Source organism: Mycobacterium sp. (assembly GCF_035314665.1).
Taxonomy (GTDB): domain Bacteria; phylum Actinomycetota; class Actinomycetes; order Mycobacteriales; family Mycobacteriaceae; genus Mycobacterium.
Genome location: NZ_DATFZD010000282.1, coordinates 1 through 23,195, shown reverse-complemented (window position 1 = coordinate 23,195; position 23,195 = coordinate 1). Strand labels below are relative to the sequence as shown.

Genomic DNA, 23,195 nt, shown 5'->3' with positions numbered 1-23,195 from the left:
CTTGACATGAGCCCGATCAGGTTGCTGACGTGCGTCGACGGCGCCCGTCGGGCGCGCGTTATCCGGCGTCAGGTGGCCTTGAAATCGTCGGGCGACACGCTGTCCAAAAATTCTTTGAACTTCTCCACCTCGTCCTCTCGGACGGCGGTGGAGGGCTCGTCGTCGCTCTCGTCGGGAATCAGCAGGCCCGCCTCCGCGAGAACCGCCTCCTCGACGTAAATCGGCACGCCGACCCGCAAAGCGATGGCAACCGAGTCCGATGGCCGCGCCGACACGGTGATGTTGCGATCGAAGACCAGGTCGGCGTAGAACGTGCCTTCCTGCAGGTCGACGATCCGCACCTCTTTCAGCGAATGACCAAGCGCGGCAATGAGATCCCGGATCAGGTCATGTGTCAGTGGGCGCGGCGGCTCGACCCCTTGCTGTTCCAGGGCGATCGCCGCAGCCTCGGATTGGCCGATCCAGATCGGCAGGTACCGGTCACCGTTGGCCTCGCGCAGCAACAGCACCGGCTGGTTCTGCGGCTGCTCGACGCGAATGCCGACGACGCGAACTTCACCCATCTGTGTCTGCCCTCCGCACGTGCTGCCATGTCCGTACCAGACCTGGCCCGACGTCGCGGTGGAAGACCAAGCCGCCGAACACAAGCTGTCGACCGAAGTCTAGTCCTTCAACGGTGCAGAACGTCGCGCACTGCCGACTTGATCAACGACGTGTGCAAGGTGATTGCCAGCGCGGCGACTTCCCGTGCCAGGTCATCGGCGCGGTCGCGGGCGCCGGTCTTGCCGGCCTTGACAAGCGGGCCGGCGATTTGGGCGATCAGATCGGACTGCCGATCAGCCGCCGAGCGGAATGCCCTTAGGTGACGGGGTTCGACGCCGTACTCGGCGAGCGCCCGGGCGCACTGCGAGATCACCACCGCGTGCTCGTCGAAGAAACCCCCCACGCCGGTGGTGATCACCCCCGCCTTGAGCAGCGCCGTCAACAGCTCGGGGTTCACCCCTGAACGCTCGAGCAGATCTTCACGGCTCAGCCTGATGCGGGTGGGCGCCACCGCTGCCGGGTCGGAGCCGGATTGACCGTGTTCGCCGTTCTGCACCGACACCAATCGCGGTACACCATAAGGCGATCCGGCGAGCGGCAACTCACCGTCCGGCTGGGCGTCTAGCTGCGCTTTGATCACCTTCAGCGGCAGGTACTGGTCGCGCTGGGCGGTCAGGATGAAGCGCAGTCGCGCACAGTCGTACGCGGTGAACCGACGATAGCCCGACGCCGCGCGCTGCGGCGTGACGAGACCCTCGGCTTCCAAGAAACGGATCTTGGAAATCGTCACGTCCGGGAAGTCTGGCCGTAGCAGGTCGAGGACCGCTCCGATCGACATCCCGGCCAGCCCGGGGGTCTCGGGCGCGGTCACTAGCTTCCGGGCCCTCCGTTGTCGTCGCCACCCTTGGGGCCGGTCAGGAACACCAGACGGAATTTTCCGATCTGAACTTCGTCGCCGTTTGCCAGGACGGCCGAATCGACCGGCTCCCGGTTGACGTAGGTGCCGTTGAGGCTGCCGACGTCCACGACTTGAAACTCGTCGGATTCCAACCGGAATTCCGCGTGCCGCCGGCTGACCGTGACGTCGTCGAGGAAGATGTCGCTGTCGGGATGGCGACCGGCCGAGGTGGTCGGCTGGTCGAGTAGGAAGCGGGACCCGGCGTTGGGTCCCCGTTTGACGACCAGCAACGCCGAACCGACCGGCAGTCCCTCGACGCCCGAAACCGAGGTCTCGGTACCCGCTTGTGCGGGAGCGTCCAGTTCATTGAGGAAGTCGGCGCGGAAGACCGATGTGGTCTCCACGGTGACTTCGTCAGAGGTCTGGTCGTTGTCCTTCTCCGTCACCCGCTGCTCCTCACTGGCCGCTGCTGCGTTGTCTGGTTGGGCCCGCTCGACCGGCTTCCCACCCGCCTCGACCGTCGATGTGTCGACCGTACCGTGCAGGGGACCCCGATGTGCCCTCCCCCGCCGGATCGGCGGATGCATTTGCCCACCGCAACGGACGGTCACCCTCCACGGCGCGCATCGTCGCCGCGCGGGCAACGATAACAAGGGTCATTCGGCCAGTGTGGCGCGGTAGGCCTCGGCGTCGAGCAGCGCCGCGAAATCCTGCTCGTAGGACTCTGCGTCGACCTCGAGGTCGATCAGCCAACCGGCACCGTAAGGATCGGAGTTGACCAACTGCGAGTTGCCGTCCAGATCGCTGTTCACGGCAACGACTTTCGCCGAAACGGGTGCGAACAAATCCGACACCGACTTGGTCGACTCCACCTCGCCGAAGGACTCGCCCGCGGTGACCTCGGTACCCACATCGGGCAGCTGGACAAAGACGACGTCGCCAAGCGCCGACTGTGCGAAGTCCGTGATCCCCACCCGAACAGTGTTGTCTCCGGTACGGCGAATCCACTCGTGTTCGGCGGTGTAGTGCAAATCGGGCGGAATTTCGCTCACGGTGTTCCTGTTCTACTCGATCAATCAGGGGTAATCACTTTCCTGGCTGAGCGTATTGGCGCGGTTTTGGTTGTCGCAAGGCGGTGATGTCCACTTTGTCGCCCTGCTGGACCGACATGGCGCCACCGACCCGTTTGACGCTGTCCACCGCGCCGCCGGGAATGTTCATCGCCGCCGCCAGCGTCGGTGGATCGCCAATGGCGAGAACCGAATACGGTGGCATCAGCGTTTTGCCGTCGACGGTCAGCGCGCCGGGCGTCCCGACGATCCAGGTGTCGACACCTACTCGTACCACCTGATGATCGTCGCCGATCTCGATGGCCTCGGCCCCGGCCGCCCTCAACTCGTTGATCACGTCGAGCATCGCCTCGGGTGCCACACCTGGTCCGGGGTCCTCGATCCGCACGGTGACGCCCGGGCCGGTGGCCCCGACGGTGCCGATCAGGATCGACAGCGCGGCGAGCCGAGCCTGGGCATTTTGGATGGCGGCCTGGTCGCTGCTGCCCGACGCCTGCAGCGCCGACAACGTGCGCTGCAGCTCAGCCACTTCGGTGCTCACCGTCGCCTCACGTTGATGCAGCGAGTCCAGCAGCACCAGCAGATCCGCTGGACGGGCGGTATCCAGCGAGTCACCGGAATTGTTCTGCCGGACTTGGGTCGCGATGGCGACACCGAGCAACAGGCACAGCAACACCGCCAGCGTGCCGAAGGCCGTGCGGCCGCGCCGCAGCATGCCGAGAAATCCGCGTGGCCGCAGGTCACCGATCGCGGGACGCGGCTGGTGCGGCGGTAATTCGTGGCGGCCGCGCTGCGCAGCATCGTCGGCGCCATCGTCGTGCTGCTGCGCCGGGGTCTCCTCGGCCTTGGGCTCAGGCTCGTTGTCCTGCGGTGTCCCTTCGGGATTGGCGTCGCTCATTTCGGTCTCACGCTCGTTAAGCCCCGAACAGCCGCCGCCGCAAGGCAGCGGCGTTACCGAAGATGCGGATGCCGAGCACGACGATGATCGCGGTCGACAATTGTGTGCCGACGCCCAACTGGTCGCCGACGTAGACGATCAGCGCGGCCACCAAAACGTTGAAGACGAACGACACCACAAAAACTTTCGGGTCGAAAATCCGCTCCAGGTAGGCCCGTAGCCCGCCGAACACCGCGTCGAGCGCGGCGACTACGGCGATCGGCAAGTACGGCTGGATTACTTCCGGCACGCTGGGATGAAACACCAAGCCCAGCACAATTCCGACGACCAGCGCCGCGATACCGATCATCGGTGCTCCGCTCCTCTCACCGGTGATTTCGACGTCGCACGTCTTGCCACAAGGAATTTCAACACTACGGCCCAATCTTTTTGGCGAACTTGACATCTCGGACCGCGCCAGCGGGCAGCATGAGCCCGTCGCGAGCGCTGACGTCGACACCGACGCCGTAGGACGCCTCCAAAAGCCGTAGCCGGCGCAGGCCGGGGCTGGTGTCGAAAACATCCTGCATGGAATGCGGCGGCCCGACCGCGAGCACCGTGTATGGGCTGCTGATCGGGTTATTGTCGACCAGAATCGCGCCGCCTGCCTGGCGGATCGTCACGTTCGGTCCGATCCGGACCCCGCCGACGGCGATCGCTTCGGCGCCGCTGGCCCACAACGAATTGACCACCAGTTGCAGATCCCGGTCGAGAATGATCTGCCGACTGCCGGCCACCCGCTGCTTGGACACGTCGGAAAGATTCGGGCCCAGGCCGGGATCGGTCACCGTCACGCTCAGACCCGGGCCGGTGACCGGGGTGCTCCCGGCGGCCAGGCTGAGCCTGTCGAGGTTGGCGAGCAGCCGCCGACCTTCGGCGTCCTCGGCCAACGCCCGCCGCTGTACGTCATCACGTTGCGCCGTAAGCGCATTCCGGTGCGCGGTCAAGTCGGTTGTCGTCGTCTCCTCCGCACGCACGCTGCCTGCCAGCACCCGTTGGGCGGCGCTTACCCCCGGCGCGACCAGCCGAGCCTGGGCAACGGCGGCGGCGAACACCGTCGCCACCAGCAATGCGGCCAACGCTTGCCAGACCCAGTTCGCAACACGGGCCCGGCGGGTCTGCGGCGCGCCGGTGTGGTCCCGCTTGGCGGCCGCAGCGGCATAACCGGGATCCAGGTGGTCGGAAAGCAGAGCACGTAGCAACGACGGCACCGGAATCAGCTGCGGTCGCCCCGCTTCGTGAGCGCTGAGGCCCGCGTACGGGTAGTAGCCGCCGAGCGCTTGGTTACCCATCGGCCTCTGCCTTACTCGCCAGCGGCTTTCGGCTCCGAACGCGTACGGGGGGCAGCCGACGCATCACCAACGCCACCTGCACCGCGTACAACACGAACGACCACAAGTAGAAGTACATGCCCCAGATCAAAAAGGCCCAACCGCAGGCCAGCACGACGCGGCTCCAGGTGGCGTCGTAGTGGCCAAGCAAAATAAGCGGAAAGGCCGACATCAAAGCGAAAGTCGCGGCCTTGCCGATGTACAGCACGGGCAACGCGGTGAACCCGCGGGTGCGCAGCAGCGGCAGCTCCGCGGCCAGCAGCACGTCGCGGACCAGCAAGATGGCGATGATCCACCAGGGCACGAGGCCGCGCACCCCGAAGGCGATCAGGGTCGTCACCATGTACAGCCGGTCGACCGCTGGATCAAGCAATTCGCCCAGTCTCGATGACTGGTTCAGCAGACGGGCGATCTTCCCGTCGGCCCAGTCCGATGCGCCGCTGAACATCAAGATGGCCACCGCCCACGCATCGGCATGGGTAACCAGCAGCAGGTAGATGAAGACCGGGATCAGTACCAGACGGATCCCGCTCAGCACATTGGGCACCGTCAGCAGCCGGTTGGGTGCGGGCTCCTGACGGTTCATGAGGCGTGACCTTATCGGACGGTGCCGGGCAGCCTCAGCGGAAGATCCCGGGCAGGCTCAGTGCGGAAAGCGAGTCGTCGGACAACGGGTTGTCGTGCACCATGTAGGTCCACGTCGACGTCGGGCGGGCCAGCTTGGACAGATCCACACCCGGCTCCTCCTCGATCGCCGGAGAGGTTTCGAACGTCTGCTGGGACGCTTCGATCGCATCAGCCGCCAGGGACGCGAACGCGTCCACGGCCATCCGGTGGAACTCGTCCAGCGGGTTCTGCCGACCGAGGGCGCGCAGATGGATGCTTTCCCGGATGTCGGCCAGGTAGGCCAGATGGTCGGCCCAGCCGCGGTCGAGGTGATACAGCATGATCAGCCGGCAGATCGTTTCCAGGCGCTCTTCCGACAGATCCTCGGCGAGCTCCTCATAACGCTCGGGCGCCAGCTCGGCGAGCTCCTCGCGGGCGGCGGCGGTACTCAGCAGCGTGTTGCGCCGCTCGACGATGATCGCCCGTTGCTGAGCGATCAACTGGTTGTAACGCCAGGTGTTGGCGTGCACGTCGAGCAACCGGCCCTCGGCGACCCGCTGGGCGTGCTCCAGCAGCCCGGCGACCTTGGAGCTGACGATGCGGCCGTCCTCGTCGGTCTGCATCGGCAGCTTGTTGGATTCCAGGTTCGCCGCGGCCACATCGTCTTCCCAGCTGGAGAAGAACACCGATGACCCCGGATCGCCCTGGCGGCCGGCGCGGCCGCGCAGCTGGTTGTCCAGCCGCTCGGTGTTGTGCCGCCCGGTGCCGATGACGTGCAGCCCACCCAGTTCGACGACCTTCTCGTGGTCGGCCTCGTCGGAGCCGCCGAGCCGGATGTCGGTGCCGCGGCCGGCCATCTGCGTCGACACGGTGACCGCACCGAGCTTGCCGGCCTCGGCGATCACCGCGGCCTCTTCGGCGTCGTTCTTGGCGTTGAGCACCACCGCCGGCACACCGCGACGCTGCAGCCGTTCGTGCAGCTCTTCGGATTCGGCCACGTCGTGGGTGCCGACCAGCACCGGCTGTCCGGTTTCGTGTACCTCGATGATGTGGGCGATGATCGCGTCGCTCTTCGCCGCCGCGGTGATGTAGACCCGGTCGGTCTCGTCCTCGCGGATGTTCGGGGTGTTCGGCGGTATCGGCGAAACGCCGAGTTTGTAGAACTGGCGGAGCTGTTCGCCGGCGGCCAGCGCGGTGCCGGTCATGCCGCAGACCGTCGGATACCGGTTGATCAGTGCCTGCACCGTGATGGTGTCCAGCACCTCACCGGTTTCGGTGGTCTCGATGCCTTCCTTGGCCTCGACCGCCGCCTGAAGACCGTCCGGCCAGCGTTGCAGCTGGGCGATGCGGCCGCGGGAGGCGTTGATCAGGTGAACCGCGTCGTCGCGCACGATGTAGTGGACGTCGCGGTGCAGCAGGACATGCGCGTGCAGCGCGACGTTGACCTCGGTGAGCGTGGTGCCGACATGCTCCTCGGAGTACAAATCGATTCCGCCGAGCTGCTTTTCGACTCTGGCCGCCCCGGCCTCGGTCAGGTGGACGTTGCGGCTATCGGAGTCGGTGTCGTAATGCACGCCGGCTTGCAGCGCGCCGACCAGCCGGATGATCTCCAACCGCGGCGTCTCGCGATGGGTGGTTCCGGCCAGCACCAGCGGTACCAACGCCTCGTCGACCAGCACCGAGTCGGCCTCGTCGATCAGGGCCACGTCCGGATTGGGCGACACCAGGTCGGCGACGTCGGTGACCAGCTGATCACGCAGCACGTCGAAGCCGATTTCGTTGACCGAGCCGTAGGTGACATTGCACTTGTAGGCCTCACGACGTTCGTCAGCCGTCGACTCGGCGGTGACCCAGCCGACCGTCAGGCCCAGCGCCTCCAGCAGCGGGCCCATCCACTCGGCGTCACGGCGGGCCAGGTAGTCGTTGATGGTGACGACGTGAACGTGCCGGCCGCCCAACGCGTACCCGGCGGCGGCGATGGCTCCGGCCAGGGTTTTACCCTCGCCGGTTGCCATTTCGATCACGTCGCCGGCCAGCATGCGTAGCGCGGCGAGGAGCTGCACATCGAATGGCCTTAGCTCGGTGGCGCGTTCGGCCGCTTCCCGCGCGATGGCCAGGAACTGCGGGATGTCGTCGGATTCGGCGAGGTCGTCGAGGTCGAGGAGGCCGGCGGCTTTGCGCAATTGCTCGTCGTCGAGGCCCGCGGCTTTCTCGTCATACTCCGACGAAGCGGTCACCTGGGCCAGTGAGCGGCTTTGATTGATCTCGGTGCTGGCGCCGAGCAGTCGCCAGAATCGGCTACTCAGGCGGCCCGACGAGGCGTTGGTGGTCTTTGGCACAGCTCAACGGTACGTCAGCTGCGTCACGCCAGATTGGACCGGCGTGGATAGGCCACCGTGGGGTCGGTGAGCACGTTGACGACGGCGGGTTGGCCGCTGCCGAGGGCGCGTTTCAACGCCGGCCGAAGCTCGGCGGGCGTCGACACCAGTTCGCCGTGCCCACCCAGCGCGCGCACCACCTCGTCATAGCGGGTCTCGGGCCGCAATTCGGCCACCACTGAATAGCCGTACAACGCTTCCATGGGGTGTTTTTCCAGGGCCCAGATTCCGTTGTTGCCGATCACCGACACCACCGGCACGTTGTGGCGGACCAGCGTGTCCCACTCCATGCCGCTGAATCCGAACGCGCCGTCGCCTTGCAGCAAGACCACCTGCCGGTCGGGCCGGGCCAGTTTGGCGGCCAGCGCGTAGCCCGGACCCGATCCGAGGCAACCGAACGGGCCGCTGTCCAGCCATGCGCCTGGCACGTAGCTGTCGATCACCCGGCCCGCGTAAGAGCCGAAATCGCCGGCGTCGACGACGATGATCGCGTCGCGGTCCAGCAGCGGGGCCAGTTCGGCGTAGACCCGCATCGGATGCAGCGGGCTGCGGTCGTCGGCCAGTTCGACATGTTCGCGGTCTCGGGCCGCGGTCTCGGCCGTCCGCAAATCAGTGACCCAGTCGTCGTGACCGGCCGCCGTCGGTTCGCCGAGCGCGGTCAGCGTCGCCGACAGGTCACCGTAGAGACCGGCGGCGATCGGCCGTGGATGGTCACGGTCGGGTTGGGCGCGATCGACCACGATCAGCTGAGTTTCTGGGCCGAACACCCCGCCGAAGCCCAGCCGGAAGTCCATCGGCACTCCCACGACGAGGGCAACATCAGCCTGTCCCAACGCTTTTGAGCGCGCCCGCGAGAACGCGAGCGGGTGGTCGGCGGGCACGGCGCCGCGGGCCATGCCGTTCATCAGCACCGGGATCCGACGCTGCTCGGCCAAGCTCAGCAGCGCCGCCTCCGCGTGACCCCACCACACGTTGGTGCCCGCCATGATCACCGGACGTTGCGCGGCGGCCAACAGAGTGGCCGCCCGGTCGAGTGCGTCGCCGTCGGCCGGTGGCAGTGCCGCCAGGTCGGTCAGCGCGCCGGGGCGTCCGTCGTCGTCGGCGACGGAAAAGACGTGGTCCATGGGGAAGTCGATGAACGCGACGCCCGACGGCGCGCCGACGGTGGCCCGCAGCGCTTCGTCGACGAGCCCGTTGACGGCCTCGGCCGACGGCGCGGTGGCCGCGAATCGGGTCAGCGGCGCCACGAACGGAACGTGGTCGATCTCCTGCAGCGATCCCATGCCCCAGCGCGCCGCGGGTGCCCGGCCGCCGAGAACCAGCAACGGCGAGGAGTTCTGCTGCGCGGCGGCCATCGCGCTCATCCCGTTGGTCACCCCCGGACCGGCGGTCAGCGCGGCGACGCCCGGCTGGCGGGTGACCTTCGACCAGCCTTCGGCGGCGAACGCGGCGGTCTGCTCATGACGGGTGTCGATCAGCCGGATGCCCTCGCTGCGGCACCCGTCGTAGATGGAGAACAAGTGCCCGCCGGACAACGTGAAAACGGTGTCGATCCCGCTCGCCTTAAGCCGCCGGGCGACCAGCCGGCCGGCGTGGAAGGCTTCAGTAGCTGCGCCGTTGGAGCTCATGACGGCAGCCTATCCGCCGGCCTCGGGTAACTTCGCCGGGAAGTGTCCACCACGAGCCTCTTCCGGGATGGCTCGGTAGCAAGGAGACGTCGACCTTGGGTCCCAAGCCATTTATGCCGTCCATCGACTGGGCGGCCGCACCCACGGATTCTTTGCGCTGGCTCGGCGAAGCTTGGGCGATCAGCGCGGTCTCCCTGCTGATCGTGCTGACGCTGCTCAGGTTTTTCACGCCGTGGGGCCGGCAGTACTGGCGCGTCACCGGCGCCTACTTCGCCGGAGCACAGTCCGCCCGGGTGTGGGTGATGCTCGGGTTGTTGTTGCTGTCGGTCCTCTTCTCGGTGCGGCTCAACGTGCTGTTCAGCTATCAGACCAACGACCTGTTCACCTCGCTGCAGACGGCATTCGAGGGCATCGCGTCACATCGCGACGAGGTCAAATCCTCTGGGGTCCACGGCTTTTGGATGTCAATGGCCATATTTGCGTTGCTAGCCGCCATTTTCATCGCCCGTATATTGCTGGACATTTACCTGACGCAGCGATTCATCATCGCCTGGCGCGTGTGGTTGACCGGCCACCTCACCGATGACTGGCTGGCCGATAAGGCCTACTACCGGGACTTGTTCATCGACCACACCATCGACAACCCGGACCAGCGGATCCAACAAGACGTCGACGTCTTCACCGCCGGCGTCGACGGCACGCCGAACGTTCCACAACACGGCACGCAGAACACCCTGCTGTTCGGGGCCGTCCACGCCATCGCCTCGGTGATTTCCTTCACCGCTATTCTGTGGAAGCTGTCCGGTGGACTCAACATCCTCGGCTTCGAGTTGCCGCGTGCGATGTTCTGGATCGTGCTGGCCTACGTCTTTGTGGCGACGGTGGTCGCGTTCTGGCTGGGCCGTCCGCTGATCGGGCTCAGCTTCATGAACGAAAAGCTCAACGCCGCCTTTCGTTACGCGCTGGTGCGGCTGCGCGACGCCGCGGAGGCGGTGGGCTTCTACCGCGGTGAGCGAATCGAACGGGCACAACTATGGCACCGCTTCACGCCGATCATCGACAACTATCGCCGGTTCGTTCGCCGGACCATCGTGCTCAACGGATGGAACTGGTCGATGACCCAGCTGATCGTGCCGCTGCCCTGGGTGATCCAGGCTCCGCGATTGTTCGCTGGCAAGATCCACTTGGGCGGAGTCAGCCAGACGGCCCAAGCTTTTGGCAACATCAATGAATCGCTGTCGTTCTTTCGTAATCACTACCACGCGTTCGCCGCCTACCGAGCGGCAATCATTCGTCTGCATGGACTGGTCGACGCCAACGCTCGGGGCCGCGCGCTGCCGGCAGTTCTGGTCAAGCCCAGTGAAGACAGCGCCGTCGAATTCGCCCACATCGAGGTGCGCACGCCGGCCGGAGACCAACTGGTCGACTCGTTGGACCTGCAGTTGGAAACTGGTGACACGCTGGTGGTTACCGGCCGATCCGGGTCCGGCAAGACCACGTTGTTGCGCAGCCTGGCCGAATTGTGGCCCTACGCCTCGGGAATTCTCTGCTGCCCGACCGGCGATAACGCGACGATGTTCTTGTCGCAGTTGCCGTATGTGCCGCTGGGAACTCTGCGTGGCGTGGTGTGTTATCCGAAATCGCCGGACGACGTCCCGGAGGACACCCTGCGCGCCACGTTGACCAAGGTGGCGTTGGCCCCGCTGTGCGACCGGCTCGATGAAGAGCGTGACTGGGCCAAGGTGTTGTCGCCCGGCGAGCAACAGCGGGTCGCCTTCGCGCGTGTGCTGCTCACCAAGCCGCAGGCGGTCTTCCTTGACGAGGCCACTTCGGCGCTCGACGAGGGGTTGGAATTCGCGCTCTACCAGCTGCTGCGCACCGAATTGCCGGGGTGTGTCGTGGTCAGCGTCAGTCATCGGCCCGCCGTCGAACAGCACCATGATCATTTGCTCGAGCTGCTCGGCGAAGGTAGATGGGAACTGCGCCGGATCGAGCGGGAGCCGGCGAGGGTTTAATCTTGCACAGGTTGCTGGGGTGACCATCTAAGCGGCGCCGAGATCTGCGCTAGCCGGACGGTCACTCTAACTTTTGCGCGCTGCCCTCGATTTCGGTGGGTTGTCGGCGCGCAGACAAGCATCACTGCGGCGTCTTACGTCAGGCGGGCGTTCGAGCGACGTCAGTGCGACCAAGGAGGTAGGCCCATCGTGGAGTTGTTCGAACCGTCCATCAACTGGAGTCACGCGCTGGCCGATTCCCTGTCCTGGATAGCCCTGACGTGGGTGATCAGCGCCGTGTGCCTGGTCGGCGTGCTCGCGTTGCTGAGATTGCTCACCCCGTGGGGCCGCCAGTTCTGGCGGATCACCGGCGGCTACTTCACCGGTGCGCACAGCGTCAGGGTCTGGCTGATGCTCGGGGTGTTGCTGTTGTCCGTCGTCATCACGGTGCGCCTCACTGTGCTGTTCAGCTTCCAAGCCAACGACCTGAGCTCGGCCGTCCAGACCGCCGTGCAGGGCCTGGCCACCGGCAATCAAGCCGTGAAACAGTCTGGCGTACATGGCTTTTGGATGTCTATCGTGATCTTCAGCATCATGGCGGCGCTGTTCATCGCCCGCTACATGCTGGATATCTACCTGACCCAGCGCTTCATCGTGTCCTGGCGAGTATGGCTCACCGACCGACTGACCGGCGACTGGCTCGAAGGCCGGGCTTACTATCGCGGCCGATTCATCGACAGCACCATCGACAACCCTGACCAGCGTATCCAGCAGGACATCGACGTCTTGACCGCCGGGGTGGGATCCACGCCCAACCTGCCGTCCAACGGCACCGGCAGTGTGCTGATATTCGGTGCTGTGCAATCGGTGCTGTCGGTGGTTTCGTTTACGGCCATTCTGTGGAATCTGTCGGGCACTCTGACGCTGTTCGGAGTCGGCATCCCCAAGGCAATGTTCTGGATCCTGCTCGTCTATGTGTTGGTGGCGACGATCGTCGGCTTCTGGCTCGGACGGCCGCTGATCGGACTCAGCTTCCGCAACGAGCTCACCAACGCTGCCTTCCGCTATGCACTGGTGCGGGTGCGTGATGCCGCCGAGGCAGTGGGCTTCTATCGGGGCGAGCGTGCCGAGCGTGTGCAGCTGAGCAGGCGGTTCCGCCCGATCATCGACAACTATCTGCGATACGTGAACCGGACCGTGGGCTGGTTCGGGTTCAACATCTCGATGACTCAGGTAATTGTCCCATTGCCCTGGGTGCTGCAGGCGCCACGGCTGTTCGCCGGTCAAATCAAGTTCGGTGCCGTCACGCAGACCGAAAGAGCGTTCAGCAGTATCTTCGACGGGCTGTCCTTCTTCCGAAACTCCTATGACCAATTCGCCAGCTATCGCGCGGCGATCATCCGGCTGCACGGCCTGGTGGTCGCCGACGAGAAGGCCCGCGAGCTGCCCGAGTTGTTGGTCATGCCGAGCGCCGACGGCGCTGTTGCGATCGAGGGCGTCGAGGTCCGCACCCCGGACGGCGACCAGCTCATCGACTCACTCGACCTGCAGCTGTCCGAAGGTGACGCGATGGTGATCACCGGTCCGTCGGGCAGCGGCAAAACGACGCTGCTGCGCAGCCTTGCCCAGTTGTGGCCGTACGGATCGGGGACGTTGCGGTGCCCCGACGGGCCGAACGAGACCATGTTCCTGTCGCAGTTGCCCTATGTGCCGCTTGGCGATCTGCGAGCAGTGGTGTGCTATCCGTCGGCCGAAGGTGACATCCCCGACAGCACTCTCCGTGAGATGTTGGTCAAAGTCATGCTGCCGCATCTGGTTGATCTGCTCGACGAGGAACGGGATTGGGTCAAAGTGCTCTCGCCCGGAGAGCAGCAGCGGGTGGCCTTCGCCCGCGTGCTGTTGACCAAACCCAAAGCGGTCTTCGCCGACGAGGCCACCTCGGCGATGGACGAAGGGCTGGAGTTGACGATGTATCAGTTGCTGCGCAACGAGTTACCGGAGACCATCCTGGTCAGCGTCAGTCACCGCAGCACCGTCGAACAGTATCACCAGCAACGCCTCCAACTGTTGGGGAATGGTCGATGGGAGCTCGGCCGCATCGAGAAGGAGCCTGCCGGAGTCTAATCCGGCTGGGCCTTAGCGCGCCTGCGCGCCCCCGGCCGCAGCGGCCGCGTGCGCTCCGGCGCGGCGGCCGAAGAACGATCCCTCACCGAGCTGCGTGCCGCTGGCGTATCCCTTGCCATCCTGAGCGATGTTGGATGCGCACGCACCCACCGCATACAGGCCGGCGATGGTCGTGCCGTCCTCGCGCAGCACCTGGCCCTCGACCGAGGTGGCCAGCCCACCGACGGTGAACCCGGCATACATCGCCTTACCCAAGGTCAGGTCGTAGGCCCCCCACGGTCCTTTATCTTGCGGCGCAAGGTAATCCGGTTGCTTATGGAAATCGGGATCCTCGCCGCGGGCGGCGTTGGTGTTGTAACGGTCTAGCGTCGCAACAAGATTGCCCGTCGGGATACCCAGCGCGGCCTCCATCTCGGCAACCGTCTCCCATCCGTCGATCAGCGGGATCAGTGGTACCTGCGGCGGCTTCAGGTGCGCCTCGTCGACGATCAAAAACGCGGCGCTGTCGGGCTGGTCCATCACGAAACCCGAAGTGCGCGAATGGTAGGAGTCTTCGGCGACGAACCGCTGACCGAGCTTGTTGACGATGATCCCGGTCAGCAGAATCGACGGCGGATACGCCGGTGCCGTGATAAAGATCTGGTCCATGTGCTGGGTCGCGCCGCCGGCCGAGACGCCCATCCGGATGCCCAGCCCGTCGTCGTAGCTGTTCCCCAATACGAACGGCTTTTCGGCCAGCTTCGGGGTGTAGGCGGCGACCATATCCGGATTCATCACGAACCCGCCGGCGGCGATGATCACCGACTTCGCTCGCACCGCGCCGGTGTCGGAGAACTGCTTCCACATCACGCCGCTGACGGCCCCGGACCCGTCGGTGATCAACGCAGTGGCGCCGGTCTCGTAGCGGATTTGCACGCCCAGGCTGGTCGCGCGCTTGAGCAGCAGCTCGACGACCATGCTGGCGCCGCCGGTGTCGCCCGGCACCGGCACCTTGTGCCCGCGCGGGGCCGGCACCGCCTGCTCGAGGAACGGCCAGACCTTCTCGTTGCCGGTGTACATCAGCCCCTCGGTGTTGGGCTGGATCACCGCCTTTCCCGGGAAGTAGCTACGTTCGAACTGAAAGCCCAAGTCCTCCAACCAGTTGAAGTGCTCGACGCTGCCGTCGCAGTAAGCGCGGATCTTCGCATGGTCGGGTTGGCGCGACACCGCGACCAGATACTTGTACATCTCGTCGGGTGAGTCGGGATGCCCGGTGGCCTGCTGGACCGCGGTGCCACCGCCGAGGTAAAAATGGCCTCCGGCGAGCGCGGTGGTGCCACCGGCGGCAGCGGCCCGCTCCAGCACCAGGACCCGTGCGCCGGCGGCGGCCGCACTCACGGCTGCACAGCCGCCTCCGATACCGAAGCCGATTACCACGACGTCGACGTCGTCCGACCACGACGACACGTCGTCAGCGTTGAAAGTTGCTGGTATTTCAGTACTCATTGGCGCCGCTCCTCCTCATCGCTACGCTCTGCATCGTCGCCGGCGCGACTCACTGGCGCTGCTCCTGCTTGATGTAGTCGAAAAACTGCCGCATCTCGGCAGAGAAATGCGCGACTTCCACGAACGGCACCCCGGCCTGCGGGGCAGACAGATAGGCGAAGCTCAAGCCGCCGGGCATCACGCCCTGCTGCACCACCGACGCCCCATGCTCGCCGGCAGCGGCCAGGATTTGCGCGAACTGCTCGAGGCTGTCCGCCTCGACGCAGATGTGGTGCAGACCGGGCCCGCTGTCGCGCAGAAAGTCACTATAGATATTAGGCCCGCGGACCGGGGCAATCAGCTCCAGCTGCATGTCGCCGAGATAGCTCAGCGAAATGCTGGCGACGAAGTCAGCCGGTCTGCCGAGGTAGCTGCAAGTGTCCGGCGCAAAGTGCACATCGGGCAACCTCACCCATTTTCTGACGCCTAACAGGCCGGTGAGGGCCGTTTCGGCGGCGTCCAAGTCGTGCGTCACCCAGGCGATCTGTACCGGTGATCCGACGGAGAGGCTCATCGCCTCGCAGGATAGCCCAGCTCTCCCCGGGGCAAAAAGGCGTTGCCACCACGTGGCATTTCACCCACCGCAACCAACGGGCGAACACGTTCTAATTCGGCGACGACGCCCGGTATAGCATCGGAGCCACGTCGGGCTGGGTCAGCACACCGACCAACAGCCGAACCTGGGTATCGAACACCGCTTCGGGGTCGGTCAGGATGTCAGTGCCATATTGCCCGAACACCTCCAGGCTGATCGCTCCCACCACGCCGGCCCAGACCGCGAAACACTTCGCGATGACCGGATCGTCACCAGGGAAACCGAACTCCTGGCGCAGCCGTTCGAAGTCCGACGATATCGGTTGTGGTGCAGGGGAATTGGTCAACATGATGTCGCCGGTCTCGATGCCGGCGGCGACGGCGTCGAACAACGCGCTGACCACCCGCGTTCCCGGCCCGACCGTCCGCTCGGCCGGTGCGTGGTAACCGGGCACCGGGCTGCCGTACAACAGCGCCCAGCTGGCCGGGTGGGCGGTGGCCCAATTGCGGGCGGCGTGCGCGATCGCGATGACGTCGTCGCTCCAGACGTCGGGCACCGCTTCGCGGGCGCGATCCACTGCGTCGGCAAGGTCGGAATAGGCGTCGATGAGCAACAACGTCAGCAGTTCGTCGCGGCTGGAGACATACCGATACACGGCGGACGACACCATGCCGAGGTCGCGGGCGATGGCACGCAGCGACAGCCCGGCCGCGCCGTGTTCGACCAAGTGCCGCCGGCCGAGCTCGACGATTTGCGCCTCGATGCGCTCGCGCGAGTCGCGCCGCTTGCCCATCGGCCCATTCTGACACAAAAGAGATCGGTGCTCTTGAATTTCTGCCCTGCGTGTGGCACGGTCATACCTAACGAGAGCGCCGCTCTCAATTCAAGGGCTCAAGGAGATGTGTGATGTCAGTGCGATACGACGAACCCAATCGAGCGGCCCGGACCGCCAATGCGCTGATCCGCTGGCTGGCTGAGCTGGGCATCAGCATCGCCGGCAGCAGGTCGCTGCGGGTGCGCGGCCGCAAAACGGGCAAATTGCGCGGCGTGGTGGTCAACGTGCTGACCGTGGACGGTGTCGACTATCTGGTATCTCCGCGCGGCACCACCCAGTGGGTTCGCAATGTTCGAGCAGCCGGCGTCGTCGAGGTGGGGCCGCGTTGGCATCGCCGCCCAATCCACACCACCGAGATTGCCGATCCGGCGAAGGCGGACCTGCTGCGGCGATACCTGGACAGGTGGTATTGGGAGGTCAAAGGGCATATCGCGGGGCTGACTCCCGACTCCGGCGACGACGAGTTACGGGCTGCGGCGCCGTCTATCCCCGTTTTCGCGCTGGCAAGCTCCGGCTGATTTGCTACGTGGCCGGACCGCCGGGGCGGTTGGACACCCCCACATCGTCGCGGATCTGCTGCGAGGTGGCCTGCCACGACACCGCCGCCGGGGAATTGCCCCAGACGCTGTTGAGTATCCCGACGATCACGGCCTGCCCGACGGGGTTGATGATGTACACCGGTCCGCCGGAATCGCCTTTCTGGCTGACGGCGCCATTGCCCATCGTGAACCAGCCGTTGTTGACCGCCTCGACCGTTCCGCAGGTTTCGCCGGTGACGACTCCGAAATGACAGACGGGTTCACCCTGCGTTACGACAAGCCCGGGATCCGATTGCAGCACACGTCCACCGGGCAAGATGTTGTTCGCCGTGACGCCGTCGGCCAGCACGATCGACTCGTAGTCGTTGATCGCCTGCTCGGTACCTACGATCGCGCCGTTAGGGGTGTTGGCCCGGAACGTCGCCAGATTGCCGATGACGTGGTTGTCCTTGTCGGTGACCGGTCCATCGCCATGGCAATGCCCCGCGGCGAATGCCACCCGCAGTCCCGGATCGACATACCCCAAGGTGCACAGATGCCCGCCCTGGTGGATTTCCATGCCAGGGAAGACGAGTACTGGGTCAGCGGTGGCCGCCACCGGAAAACAGGCGGCCACTAACCCCGCGGTAACCAACGCGGCGAATGCGCGGAATGCCGAACGCCCCACCGTCGACTCCGATCGTTCAGGAGCCGGCGCGGCGCCGGCCGGCTTTCACGTTACCGACCGAAGGCCGCTTCGGTAACGCGGGAGAGCCGATCAGTTGGGAGCGCGCCGGCCCGGTCCGGATTCGGCCCTGGGCCGACGCGCTCCCGATCGCGATCAGGGAATTGTCAGAACCTCTCCGGGGTGGATCAGATCAGGGTTGGCGATGCCGCTGGCATCGGCGATGATCTGGTACTTGCTGCCGTCGCCGTAGAACCGCTCGGCGATGGCCCACAACGTGTCGCCGGACTCGACGGTGTAGGTGCGCGCGGCCGGTTCCGGCTCGGGCTCGTATGCGCCGGCCTCCTCGGCGTGTGCTTCCTCGGCTGCCGGGGCGGCTTCGGCTTCCGGCTCCGGTGGCGGCGGAGCGTCGGTTTCCGTCTTCGTTGACCACGCCGTTCCGTCGCCGGAGTAGAGCACTAGATTGCGGTCGTCCTGCAGGACGAGGCGGACATTCTTCTTGCCCTTGGTGTCGGTGTGCCACACCGGCTTGTCGGCCGCGTAGACGACGAAATTGCCGTCCTTCTGTACCTCGGCGCGGACCACGTCCTGGCCGCCGGTCCCGGACGCCCAGATCGCGTGGCCGCGCGATGCCAGCACCAGGTTCCCGTCGTCTTGCAACGTCAGGGTGTAGGCCCCGTTGCTTGAGGTAAGCGAGTCACCCTTGACAAGTTTTTGTCCTTCGGTGAGCGTGTCTCCCACTGCATTCCCTCCTCATCATCGCGCCTCGGGCCGATGCCGGGCGTCGCATACAACTGTACGACCAGGCGGAGCTTACTGATCTTGGCTCTGCCATGGGTGCTTTCGGCTCGCCGCAATAAAAACGCTTGATGAACGACTTCTAACCGCCGACGTGGCGACCGCTGATGGCTACCGCAGATCGGGCGGCCGCAGCAGGCTCCCACCCCGGGGGACCGAAGACGTAGCCCAACCGGTCGCGCAGGCGTCCCGCTGAGCGGAAATCGCGCGCGATAGCCAAATATTCGTGGGTCTGCAGCCTCCAGATATTGAACGTGGCAACCTGTTTGGTCAATCCGTAGTGCGGACGGAATGTCTCTTGCCGGAAGGTGCCGAAGAGCCGGTCCCAGAGGATGAAAATTCCGCCGTAGTTCTTGTCGAGATACTCCGGATCCATGCCGTGGTGCACCCGGTGATGTGACGGCGTGTTGAAGACGAACTCGAACGGCGCCCACATTCTGTCGATCCGCTCGGTGTGCACCCAGAACTGGTAGATCAGATTGATCGAGAAACTGACGAAAACCATCCAGGGCGGAATTCCCAACAGCGGCAACGGGATCCACATCAGAATCTCACCGCTGTTGTTCCATTTCTGGCGCAACGCGGTGGCGAAATTGAAGTACTGGCTGGAGTGGTGGGCCTGGTGGGTCGCCCAGATCAGCCGAACCCGATGCGCGATGCGGTGATAGCAGTAATACAGCAGATCGACGCCGACGATCGCGATCACCCAGGTGTACCAACGCGTCGCGGACAAATGCCATGGGGCCAGATACGCGTAGATCGCGGCATAGCCGAGCAGGGCGATGAACTTCCAGCCCGCGGTGGTGGCCACCGAGACCAGCCCCATCCAGATGCTCGCCCAGGAATCGGCGGTCAGGTAAGCGCCCGACCCCGGGCGGGCGGAATGTTGAACGTCGGGGCCGGCTTTCGCGTTGGCTTCCCGCTCGAGATGTTCCAGTTTGCGGGCGGCTGTCCACTCCAGGATCAACAGGACGAGGAAAAACGGAATCGCGAATAGCACCGGGTCCCGCATCTGGTCGGGCAGCACGGATAAGAAATCCGCGATCGCGTTCACATCTCATACCCTACGACGGCAATGACCCGTGCTTGGAGACCGACCGGGGGCTAGCCTGCGTGCGGGGCGCGGGGCATTGGCTCGTCCTGGTCGCCGGCATACCAATGCACGGCCTGAACGCCATCCTTCAGCGACAGATCTGCCACCAGCTCCTCCAGTCGGGTCGGCGCGTGGCGATCGCTGATTAGATACGCGGTCAACGCGACACTGTCCTCCCCCGCGCGCCCGGTGTGGATGCCGCGTAGCACGAAGTCGCCCCCGCTGGTGTGCTGGACAATTTGGGCGCGCGCGTATTTTTCCTGCTTGGGTCGACAGATCACTTGTAGTTGGTACGGCTGGTCATCGTCGTCCTCTTCCACCACGTTGCCGCCGCGGTCGATCAGGCGGCCCAATGGTCGCCCCAGCAGGTGAATTCCGACAATGGTGCCGGTGGCGATCAGGGCGAACAGCAAATGGCCGCCGGCCGCCAGCACACCGACCGCGGCCGAGCACCACAGGGTGGCGGCGGTGTTAAGTCCGTGCACGTTGAACCCTTCGCGCAGGATCACCCCACCGCCGAGGAAGCCGACCCCGGACACCACGTACGACGCCACCCTGGTGGGGCTGGAGTCGTTGGTTACGACCGCATAGAGCACGAACAACGTCGCACCCGTAGCCACGAGGGCATTGGTGCGCAGTCCGGCCCGCCGCGCCTGCCACTGCCGCTCAATCCCGATCAGGGCACCGCAGCCGACCCCGACGCCCAGGCGCAGCAGGAATTCAGCGATGCTCAGCGTCTGCATGACGAGTTCTCCTTATCTTCTGCGCAGGGCTGAGTACCAGTTTGGACGAGTCCGGCGGGATTGAGCTGCATTGGGTGACTTTTAGGCCCAGCTGGAGCCGACGGCGCTGTCGGTGGACGACATGTTGTTGCCGGCGGTCTGGACCTTTTGGCCGTGTTGGTTGGCTTGTTCGTAGATGACCTGGAAGTTGCGGCCCAACTGGGTGATGAACTCCTGGCAGGCCACCGAACCCGAGCCGCCCCAGAAGTCACCGGCGGCCAGCACATCGCGCACGATGGACTGGTGCTCGGCTTCCAGGGAGGCGGCCTGGGCGCGGATCAGCGCGCCGTGGGCATCCACGTCGCCGAACTGGTAGCTGATCGACATAGTGTTCTCCTAAAACCTAAAGATGTTGTGGGGGTAGGGGTTAGCTGGACAGGATCTGCTGGGAGGCCTGCTCTTGGGTTTCGTAATTGTTGGCGTCGCGGACCAAGCCGTCGCGCACACCGTGGAGCATGTTGACGATGTTGCGGAAGGCCTGGTTCATCTGGCCCATGGTGTCATACGACGTCATCTGGGCCGTCCCACTCCAGCCCGCACCGGCGATGTTTTGGCTCGATGCCCACATCTTGCGGGCCTCGTCCTCCACGGTCTGAGCGTGCACATCGAAACGTCCCGCCATCGACCGCATCTCGTGCGGGTCGGTCATAAAACGCGTAGGCATATCAATCTCTCCTCAGTCGAAATGGTTATCGTGCTGGTCAATCCGAGTGTCCGGGCTGAAATGACCTGCGGATCCTCTCTTTCCGTCACCCAACCCCCGCCCAGTGCGGCACCATCGGGGGCCGTTCCAAGTACCGGGTGTCCATACTGACGGCGCCGACGGCTCCGCGCCCGGTCACACCGGCCAGTGGGACGCCGGGCACACCCGCGGCGACCGGCGGGGGGCTGGCCAGCGGAGTCCCGCCCAATGCCGAAGCGAGAGGGCTCGCCGTTGGAGCGACCGCCGTCCAACTCGACGGTACCGACAATGGACCGAGCGAGGCTGCCTTGCCCAAACCGGCCGACACTCCGCTGCCGAGACCCCCAAGCCCGCCGAGGTTCCCCAGACCTCCGAGCGAGCCGGCCAGCCCACCGGAGGCGGCACCGAGCCCGTCGTTCGCAGCCGCTCCGGCCGCGCCAGCTGCTTGGCCGCCGACCAAGCTCATGAAGGCACCCAAGGTGTTGCCCGGCGTGTAGAACCCCGAAGAAAATATGGTGTTCCAGATGCTTGCGTCGGGTCCCCACTCGCTCCAGAAGTTGTCCAGCGCGGGATTCCCGGATGATCCCCCAGTCAGCAGATTCCAGATGCCACTGAGCCCCGAGGTCGATGACGTCACCGAAGACGACGCCGACGATGCGGGGGAAGCCAATCCCTGCAGCGTGTTTGGCACGGTGGTGACCAGCTGCGACAGCGACTGGCCGCTGGTGCCTGCCTGGGTGGCCGTGGCCTGGGCTACTGCGGCGGACTGGCCGGCGAGCCCACCCGCGTTGGTGTTCTGCGTCGGGCCGGTGAACGGCGTGAGCTGGGTGGCCGCCGCCGACGAACCCGCATAGCCGTACATCGCCGCGGCGTCTTGGGCCCACATTTCGCCGTACTCCGCCTCGGTGGCCGCGATCGCCGAGGTGTTTTGCCCCAGGAAATTGGTCGCGACCAGCGATGCCAGCTGAGTGCGGTTGGCTGCGACCACCGGCGGCGGCACCGTGGCCGAAAACGCAGCCTCATACGCGGACACGGCGGCCTTGGCTTGGTCCGCGGTCTGCTCAGCCTGTGCAGCGGTCGTGTTCATCCACGCCGCATAAGGCGCGGCGGCGGTTGCCATCGAGGTCGACGCGGGACCACGCCATCCGTCGCTCGTCAGGCCCGCGATAACCGAGCTGTAGGCGGCCGCCTGCGAACGCAGGTCAGCTGCCAAACCTTCCCAGCTCGCCGCGGCGGTAATCATCGACCCTGAGCCCGGGCCGGTGTACATGCGAGTGGAGTTGATCTCTGGTGGCAGTGCTCCGAAATCCAGCATGCTGCACCCCTTTACAGACTGGCCTCAACTAAGTGGCGTTAATTAAGTGGCCTCCAACTAGATGGCTGCGATTGCGTTAGCGGCCTCGGTGGCCGCGTACGAACCGGCGCTGACGCCCAAGATGTGGACGAACATCTCATGAACGGCCGCGGCCTGGGCACTCACCGCCCGATACATCGCTGCATGAGCGCCGAATTGTGTTGCCGTCAAGGCAGATACTTCGTCAGCAGCGGCGGGGACCACTCCGGTTGTCGGGGCTGCGGCGGCCGCATTCCCGGCGGTGATCGCTGAGCCGACGCCCTGCAACTGGCCGGCTGCTGACGTCAGCATTTCTGGCTGTGTGGTCACGAAAGTCATCGGAATTCTCCTTTGGCAAGGCACGGTGAAGCCGCGGCACTAGTCGCGTCGGAGCACGAAAAGATCACGCGCGCATGGAAAAACGGCGCGTGCGTGTTAAATGAAGCGGCGCAAGCCGATTCAGATAATGGAGATGGTGCCGGGGCCGGATCCGAACGAAATGGTCAGCGGTCTCGGATACGGACTGTCACTTGGACTCATTTCGCCTCACCTCCTCGCGGCCAGGGCGCACAGGGGCGCCTATATGTTGCACACGGGATGTTGCGGACCCGGCACATAAACCAGCCGCTGCACCCCTCTCGACAGAGCTTTGGCACCACACGGCGTATCCGGCTGAGCCGGAAGCCACTTGGGCTCAACCCTTAACCCGGGAGGAGCTGTCCTGACCCTGGGCGTCTTTCGACGTTCGAGGTCAGTGGCCTGTATCCATGCAGACGCCTCACCTAGCGAGGTGCTTGCTTTCGCAATGGTTCCACCGCGAGCGAGGCTAGTCAAGCTGGCCCGCGGAAACGATTGTCGATATTGCGCCCGAAAAGGCGCTTGCGGGAAGTTCACCGCCGGC

General features: G+C 65.2%; 24 protein-coding genes and 1 riboswitch. Of the genes, 3 read left to right on the top strand and 21 right to left on the bottom strand.

Features of this window, described 5'->3' with window-relative positions:
• Positions 1-68: 68 nt before the first annotated feature.
• The 10 genes from VKI00_RS20045 to VKI00_RS20000 all read right to left on the bottom strand — a co-directional run bounded on the left by VKI00_RS20045 (position 69) and on the right by VKI00_RS20000 (position 9,391).
• Positions 69-563: a bifunctional nuclease family protein gene (locus VKI00_RS20045; protein WP_324440491.1), complete on the bottom strand. Its 495-nt coding sequence runs from the start codon at positions 561-563 to the stop codon at positions 69-71.
• A gap of 107 nt (positions 564-670) precedes the next feature.
• Entirely contained in the window at positions 671-1,414 is a 744-nt protein-coding gene (locus VKI00_RS20040) for a MerR family transcriptional regulator (protein ID WP_324440489.1), read from the bottom strand.
• Positions 1,414-1,887 (bottom strand): glycogen accumulation regulator GarA, encoded by a 474-nt coding sequence (gene garA / locus VKI00_RS20035; protein ID WP_324440487.1) that lies wholly within the window; start codon positions 1,885-1,887, stop codon positions 1,414-1,416. The genes VKI00_RS20040 and garA overlap by 1 nt, the downstream gene beginning before the upstream one ends.
• 210 nt (positions 1,888-2,097) lie before the next feature.
• A complete protein-coding gene (gene gcvH, locus VKI00_RS20030; RefSeq protein ID WP_324440485.1) occupies positions 2,098-2,493 on the bottom strand; it encodes a glycine cleavage system protein GcvH in 396 nt (131 codons plus the stop codon).
• Positions 2,494-2,527: 34 nt separating this feature from the next.
• Positions 2,528-3,409: a DUF881 domain-containing protein gene (locus tag VKI00_RS20025; protein WP_324440483.1), complete on the bottom strand. Its 882-nt coding sequence runs from the start codon at positions 3,407-3,409 to the stop codon at positions 2,528-2,530.
• A gap of 16 nt (positions 3,410-3,425) precedes the next feature.
• Positions 3,426-3,758: a small basic family protein gene (locus VKI00_RS20020; protein WP_324440481.1), complete on the bottom strand. Its 333-nt coding sequence runs from the start codon at positions 3,756-3,758 to the stop codon at positions 3,426-3,428.
• Between the two features lie 64 nt (positions 3,759-3,822).
• Positions 3,823-4,740, bottom strand: a complete 918-nt coding sequence (locus tag VKI00_RS20015) for a DUF881 domain-containing protein (RefSeq protein ID WP_324440479.1) — start codon at positions 4,738-4,740, stop codon at positions 3,823-3,825.
• The gene (locus tag VKI00_RS20010) at positions 4,733-5,365 is read right to left on the bottom strand and encodes a CDP-alcohol phosphatidyltransferase family protein (protein ID WP_324440477.1); all 633 of its coding nucleotides are present in this window, start codon (positions 5,363-5,365) and stop codon (positions 4,733-4,735) included. Before VKI00_RS20010 ends, VKI00_RS20015 begins: the two co-directional genes overlap by 8 nt.
• A 34-nt stretch (positions 5,366-5,399) precedes the next feature.
• Positions 5,400-7,724, bottom strand: a complete 2,325-nt coding sequence (secA2, locus tag VKI00_RS20005) for an accessory Sec system translocase SecA2 (RefSeq protein WP_324440475.1) — start codon at positions 7,722-7,724, stop codon at positions 5,400-5,402.
• Positions 7,725-7,747: 23 nt separating this feature from the next.
• Positions 7,748-9,391: an acetolactate synthase gene (locus VKI00_RS20000; RefSeq protein ID WP_324440473.1), complete on the bottom strand. Its 1,644-nt coding sequence runs from the start codon at positions 9,389-9,391 to the stop codon at positions 7,748-7,750.
• 95 nt (positions 9,392-9,486) lie between these two features.
• On the opposite strand from VKI00_RS20000, the gene VKI00_RS19995 reads away from it, so the two are divergent.
• Positions 9,487-11,406 carry an ABC transporter ATP-binding protein/permease gene (locus VKI00_RS19995; RefSeq protein ID WP_324440471.1) on the top strand — a complete coding sequence of 640 codons (1,920 nt, stop codon included), beginning with the start codon at positions 9,487-9,489 and terminating at the stop codon, positions 11,404-11,406.
• 189 nt (positions 11,407-11,595) lie between these two features.
• On the top strand, positions 11,596-13,509 hold the full coding sequence (locus tag VKI00_RS19990; RefSeq protein ID WP_324440469.1) for an ABC transporter ATP-binding protein/permease: 1,914 nt from the start codon (positions 11,596-11,598) through the stop codon (positions 13,507-13,509).
• 12 nt (positions 13,510-13,521) lie between these two features.
• Here the strand turns inward: VKI00_RS19990 and VKI00_RS19985 are convergent, their stop codons facing one another.
• The 3 genes from VKI00_RS19985 to VKI00_RS19975 all read right to left on the bottom strand — a co-directional run bounded on the left by VKI00_RS19985 (position 13,522) and on the right by VKI00_RS19975 (position 16,361).
• On the bottom strand, positions 13,522-14,994 hold the full coding sequence (locus VKI00_RS19985; RefSeq protein ID WP_324440467.1) for an FAD-binding protein: 1,473 nt from the start codon (positions 14,992-14,994) through the stop codon (positions 13,522-13,524).
• A gap of 49 nt (positions 14,995-15,043) precedes the next feature.
• Complete coding sequence (locus tag VKI00_RS19980) at positions 15,044-15,547, bottom strand: VOC family protein (protein WP_324440465.1); 504 nt, start codon at positions 15,545-15,547, stop codon at positions 15,044-15,046.
• Positions 15,548-15,638: 91 nt separating this feature from the next.
• Entirely contained in the window at positions 15,639-16,361 is a 723-nt protein-coding gene (locus tag VKI00_RS19975) for a TetR/AcrR family transcriptional regulator (RefSeq protein ID WP_324440463.1), read from the bottom strand.
• Positions 16,362-16,474: 113 nt separating this feature from the next.
• On the opposite strand from VKI00_RS19975, the gene VKI00_RS19970 reads away from it, so the two are divergent.
• Complete coding sequence (locus tag VKI00_RS19970) at positions 16,475-16,921, top strand: nitroreductase/quinone reductase family protein (RefSeq protein WP_324440461.1); 447 nt, start codon at positions 16,475-16,477, stop codon at positions 16,919-16,921.
• Positions 16,922-16,925: 4 nt separating this feature from the next.
• Here VKI00_RS19970 and VKI00_RS19965 read toward each other — a convergent pair whose 3' ends face one another.
• The 8 genes from VKI00_RS19965 to VKI00_RS19930 all read right to left on the bottom strand — a co-directional run bounded on the left by VKI00_RS19965 (position 16,926) and on the right by VKI00_RS19930 (position 22,633).
• A complete protein-coding gene (locus tag VKI00_RS19965) occupies positions 16,926-17,609 on the bottom strand; it encodes a hypothetical protein (protein ID WP_324440458.1) in 684 nt (227 codons plus the stop codon).
• 153 nt (positions 17,610-17,762) lie between these two features.
• The gene (locus tag VKI00_RS19960) at positions 17,763-18,347 is read right to left on the bottom strand and encodes a LysM peptidoglycan-binding domain-containing protein (RefSeq protein ID WP_324440456.1); all 585 of its coding nucleotides are present in this window, start codon (positions 18,345-18,347) and stop codon (positions 17,763-17,765) included.
• Positions 18,348-18,486: 139 nt separating this feature from the next.
• On the bottom strand, positions 18,487-19,458 hold the full coding sequence (locus VKI00_RS19955; protein ID WP_324440454.1) for a sterol desaturase family protein: 972 nt from the start codon (positions 19,456-19,458) through the stop codon (positions 18,487-18,489).
• Between the two features lie 50 nt (positions 19,459-19,508).
• On the bottom strand, positions 19,509-20,240 hold the full coding sequence (locus VKI00_RS19950; RefSeq protein WP_324440452.1) for an MgtC/SapB family protein: 732 nt from the start codon (positions 20,238-20,240) through the stop codon (positions 19,509-19,511).
• 81 nt (positions 20,241-20,321) lie between these two features.
• A complete protein-coding gene (locus VKI00_RS19945) occupies positions 20,322-20,606 on the bottom strand; it encodes a WXG100 family type VII secretion target (protein WP_219070429.1) in 285 nt (94 codons plus the stop codon).
• A gap of 40 nt (positions 20,607-20,646) precedes the next feature.
• Complete coding sequence (locus VKI00_RS19940; RefSeq protein ID WP_324440447.1) at positions 20,647-20,943, bottom strand: WXG100 family type VII secretion target; 297 nt, start codon at positions 20,941-20,943, stop codon at positions 20,647-20,649.
• 85 nt (positions 20,944-21,028) lie between these two features.
• Positions 21,029-22,276 (bottom strand): PPE family protein, encoded by a 1,248-nt coding sequence (locus VKI00_RS19935; protein ID WP_324440445.1) that lies wholly within the window; start codon positions 22,274-22,276, stop codon positions 21,029-21,031.
• A 57-nt stretch (positions 22,277-22,333) separates the two neighbouring features.
• Positions 22,334-22,633: a PE family protein gene (locus tag VKI00_RS19930; RefSeq protein ID WP_324440443.1), complete on the bottom strand. Its 300-nt coding sequence runs from the start codon at positions 22,631-22,633 to the stop codon at positions 22,334-22,336.
• 287 nt (positions 22,634-22,920) lie between these two features.
• Positions 22,921-23,091: riboswitch (M-box (ykoK) riboswitch) on the bottom strand.
• Between the last annotated feature and the right edge of the window lie 104 nt (positions 23,092-23,195).

Bases quoted from the DNA above. Each gene is read 5' to 3' on its own strand.
- VKI00_RS20045 (WP_324440491.1), bottom strand. From the start codon at position 563: ATGGGTGAAGTTCGCGTCGTCGGCATTCGCGTCGAGCAGCCGCAGAAC.
- VKI00_RS19970 (WP_324440461.1), top strand. From the start codon at position 16,475: ATGTCAGTGCGATACGACGAACCCAATCGAGCGGCCCGGACCGCCAAT.
- VKI00_RS19975 (WP_324440463.1), bottom strand. From the start codon at position 16,361: ATGGGCAAGCGGCGCGACTCGCGCGAGCGCATCGAGGCGCAAATCGTC.
- VKI00_RS19935 (WP_324440445.1), bottom strand. From the start codon at position 22,276: ATGCTGGATTTCGGAGCACTGCCACCAGAGATCAACTCCACTCGCATG.
- VKI00_RS20015 (WP_324440479.1), bottom strand. From the start codon at position 4,740: ATGGGTAACCAAGCGCTCGGCGGCTACTACCCGTACGCGGGCCTCAGC.
- VKI00_RS19985 (WP_324440467.1), bottom strand. From the start codon at position 14,994: ATGAGTACTGAAATACCAGCAACTTTCAACGCTGACGACGTGTCGTCG.
- VKI00_RS19950 (WP_324440452.1), bottom strand. From the start codon at position 20,240: ATGCAGACGCTGAGCATCGCTGAATTCCTGCTGCGCCTGGGCGTCGGG.
- VKI00_RS19940 (WP_324440447.1), bottom strand. From the start codon at position 20,943: ATGCCTACGCGTTTTATGACCGACCCGCACGAGATGCGGTCGATGGCG.
- VKI00_RS19980 (WP_324440465.1), bottom strand. From the start codon at position 15,547: ATGAGCCTCTCCGTCGGATCACCGGTACAGATCGCCTGGGTGACGCAC.
- VKI00_RS20000 (WP_324440473.1), bottom strand. From the start codon at position 9,391: ATGAGCTCCAACGGCGCAGCTACTGAAGCCTTCCACGCCGGCCGGCTG.
- VKI00_RS20020 (WP_324440481.1), bottom strand. From the start codon at position 3,758: ATGATCGGTATCGCGGCGCTGGTCGTCGGAATTGTGCTGGGCTTGGTG.
- VKI00_RS20010 (WP_324440477.1), bottom strand. From the start codon at position 5,365: ATGAACCGTCAGGAGCCCGCACCCAACCGGCTGCTGACGGTGCCCAAT.
- VKI00_RS19930 (WP_324440443.1), bottom strand. From the start codon at position 22,633: ATGACTTTCGTGACCACACAGCCAGAAATGCTGACGTCAGCAGCCGGC.
- VKI00_RS20025 (WP_324440483.1), bottom strand. From the start codon at position 3,409: ATGAGCGACGCCAATCCCGAAGGGACACCGCAGGACAACGAGCCTGAG.
- VKI00_RS19945 (WP_219070429.1), bottom strand. From the start codon at position 20,606: ATGTCGATCAGCTACCAGTTCGGCGACGTGGATGCCCACGGCGCGCTG.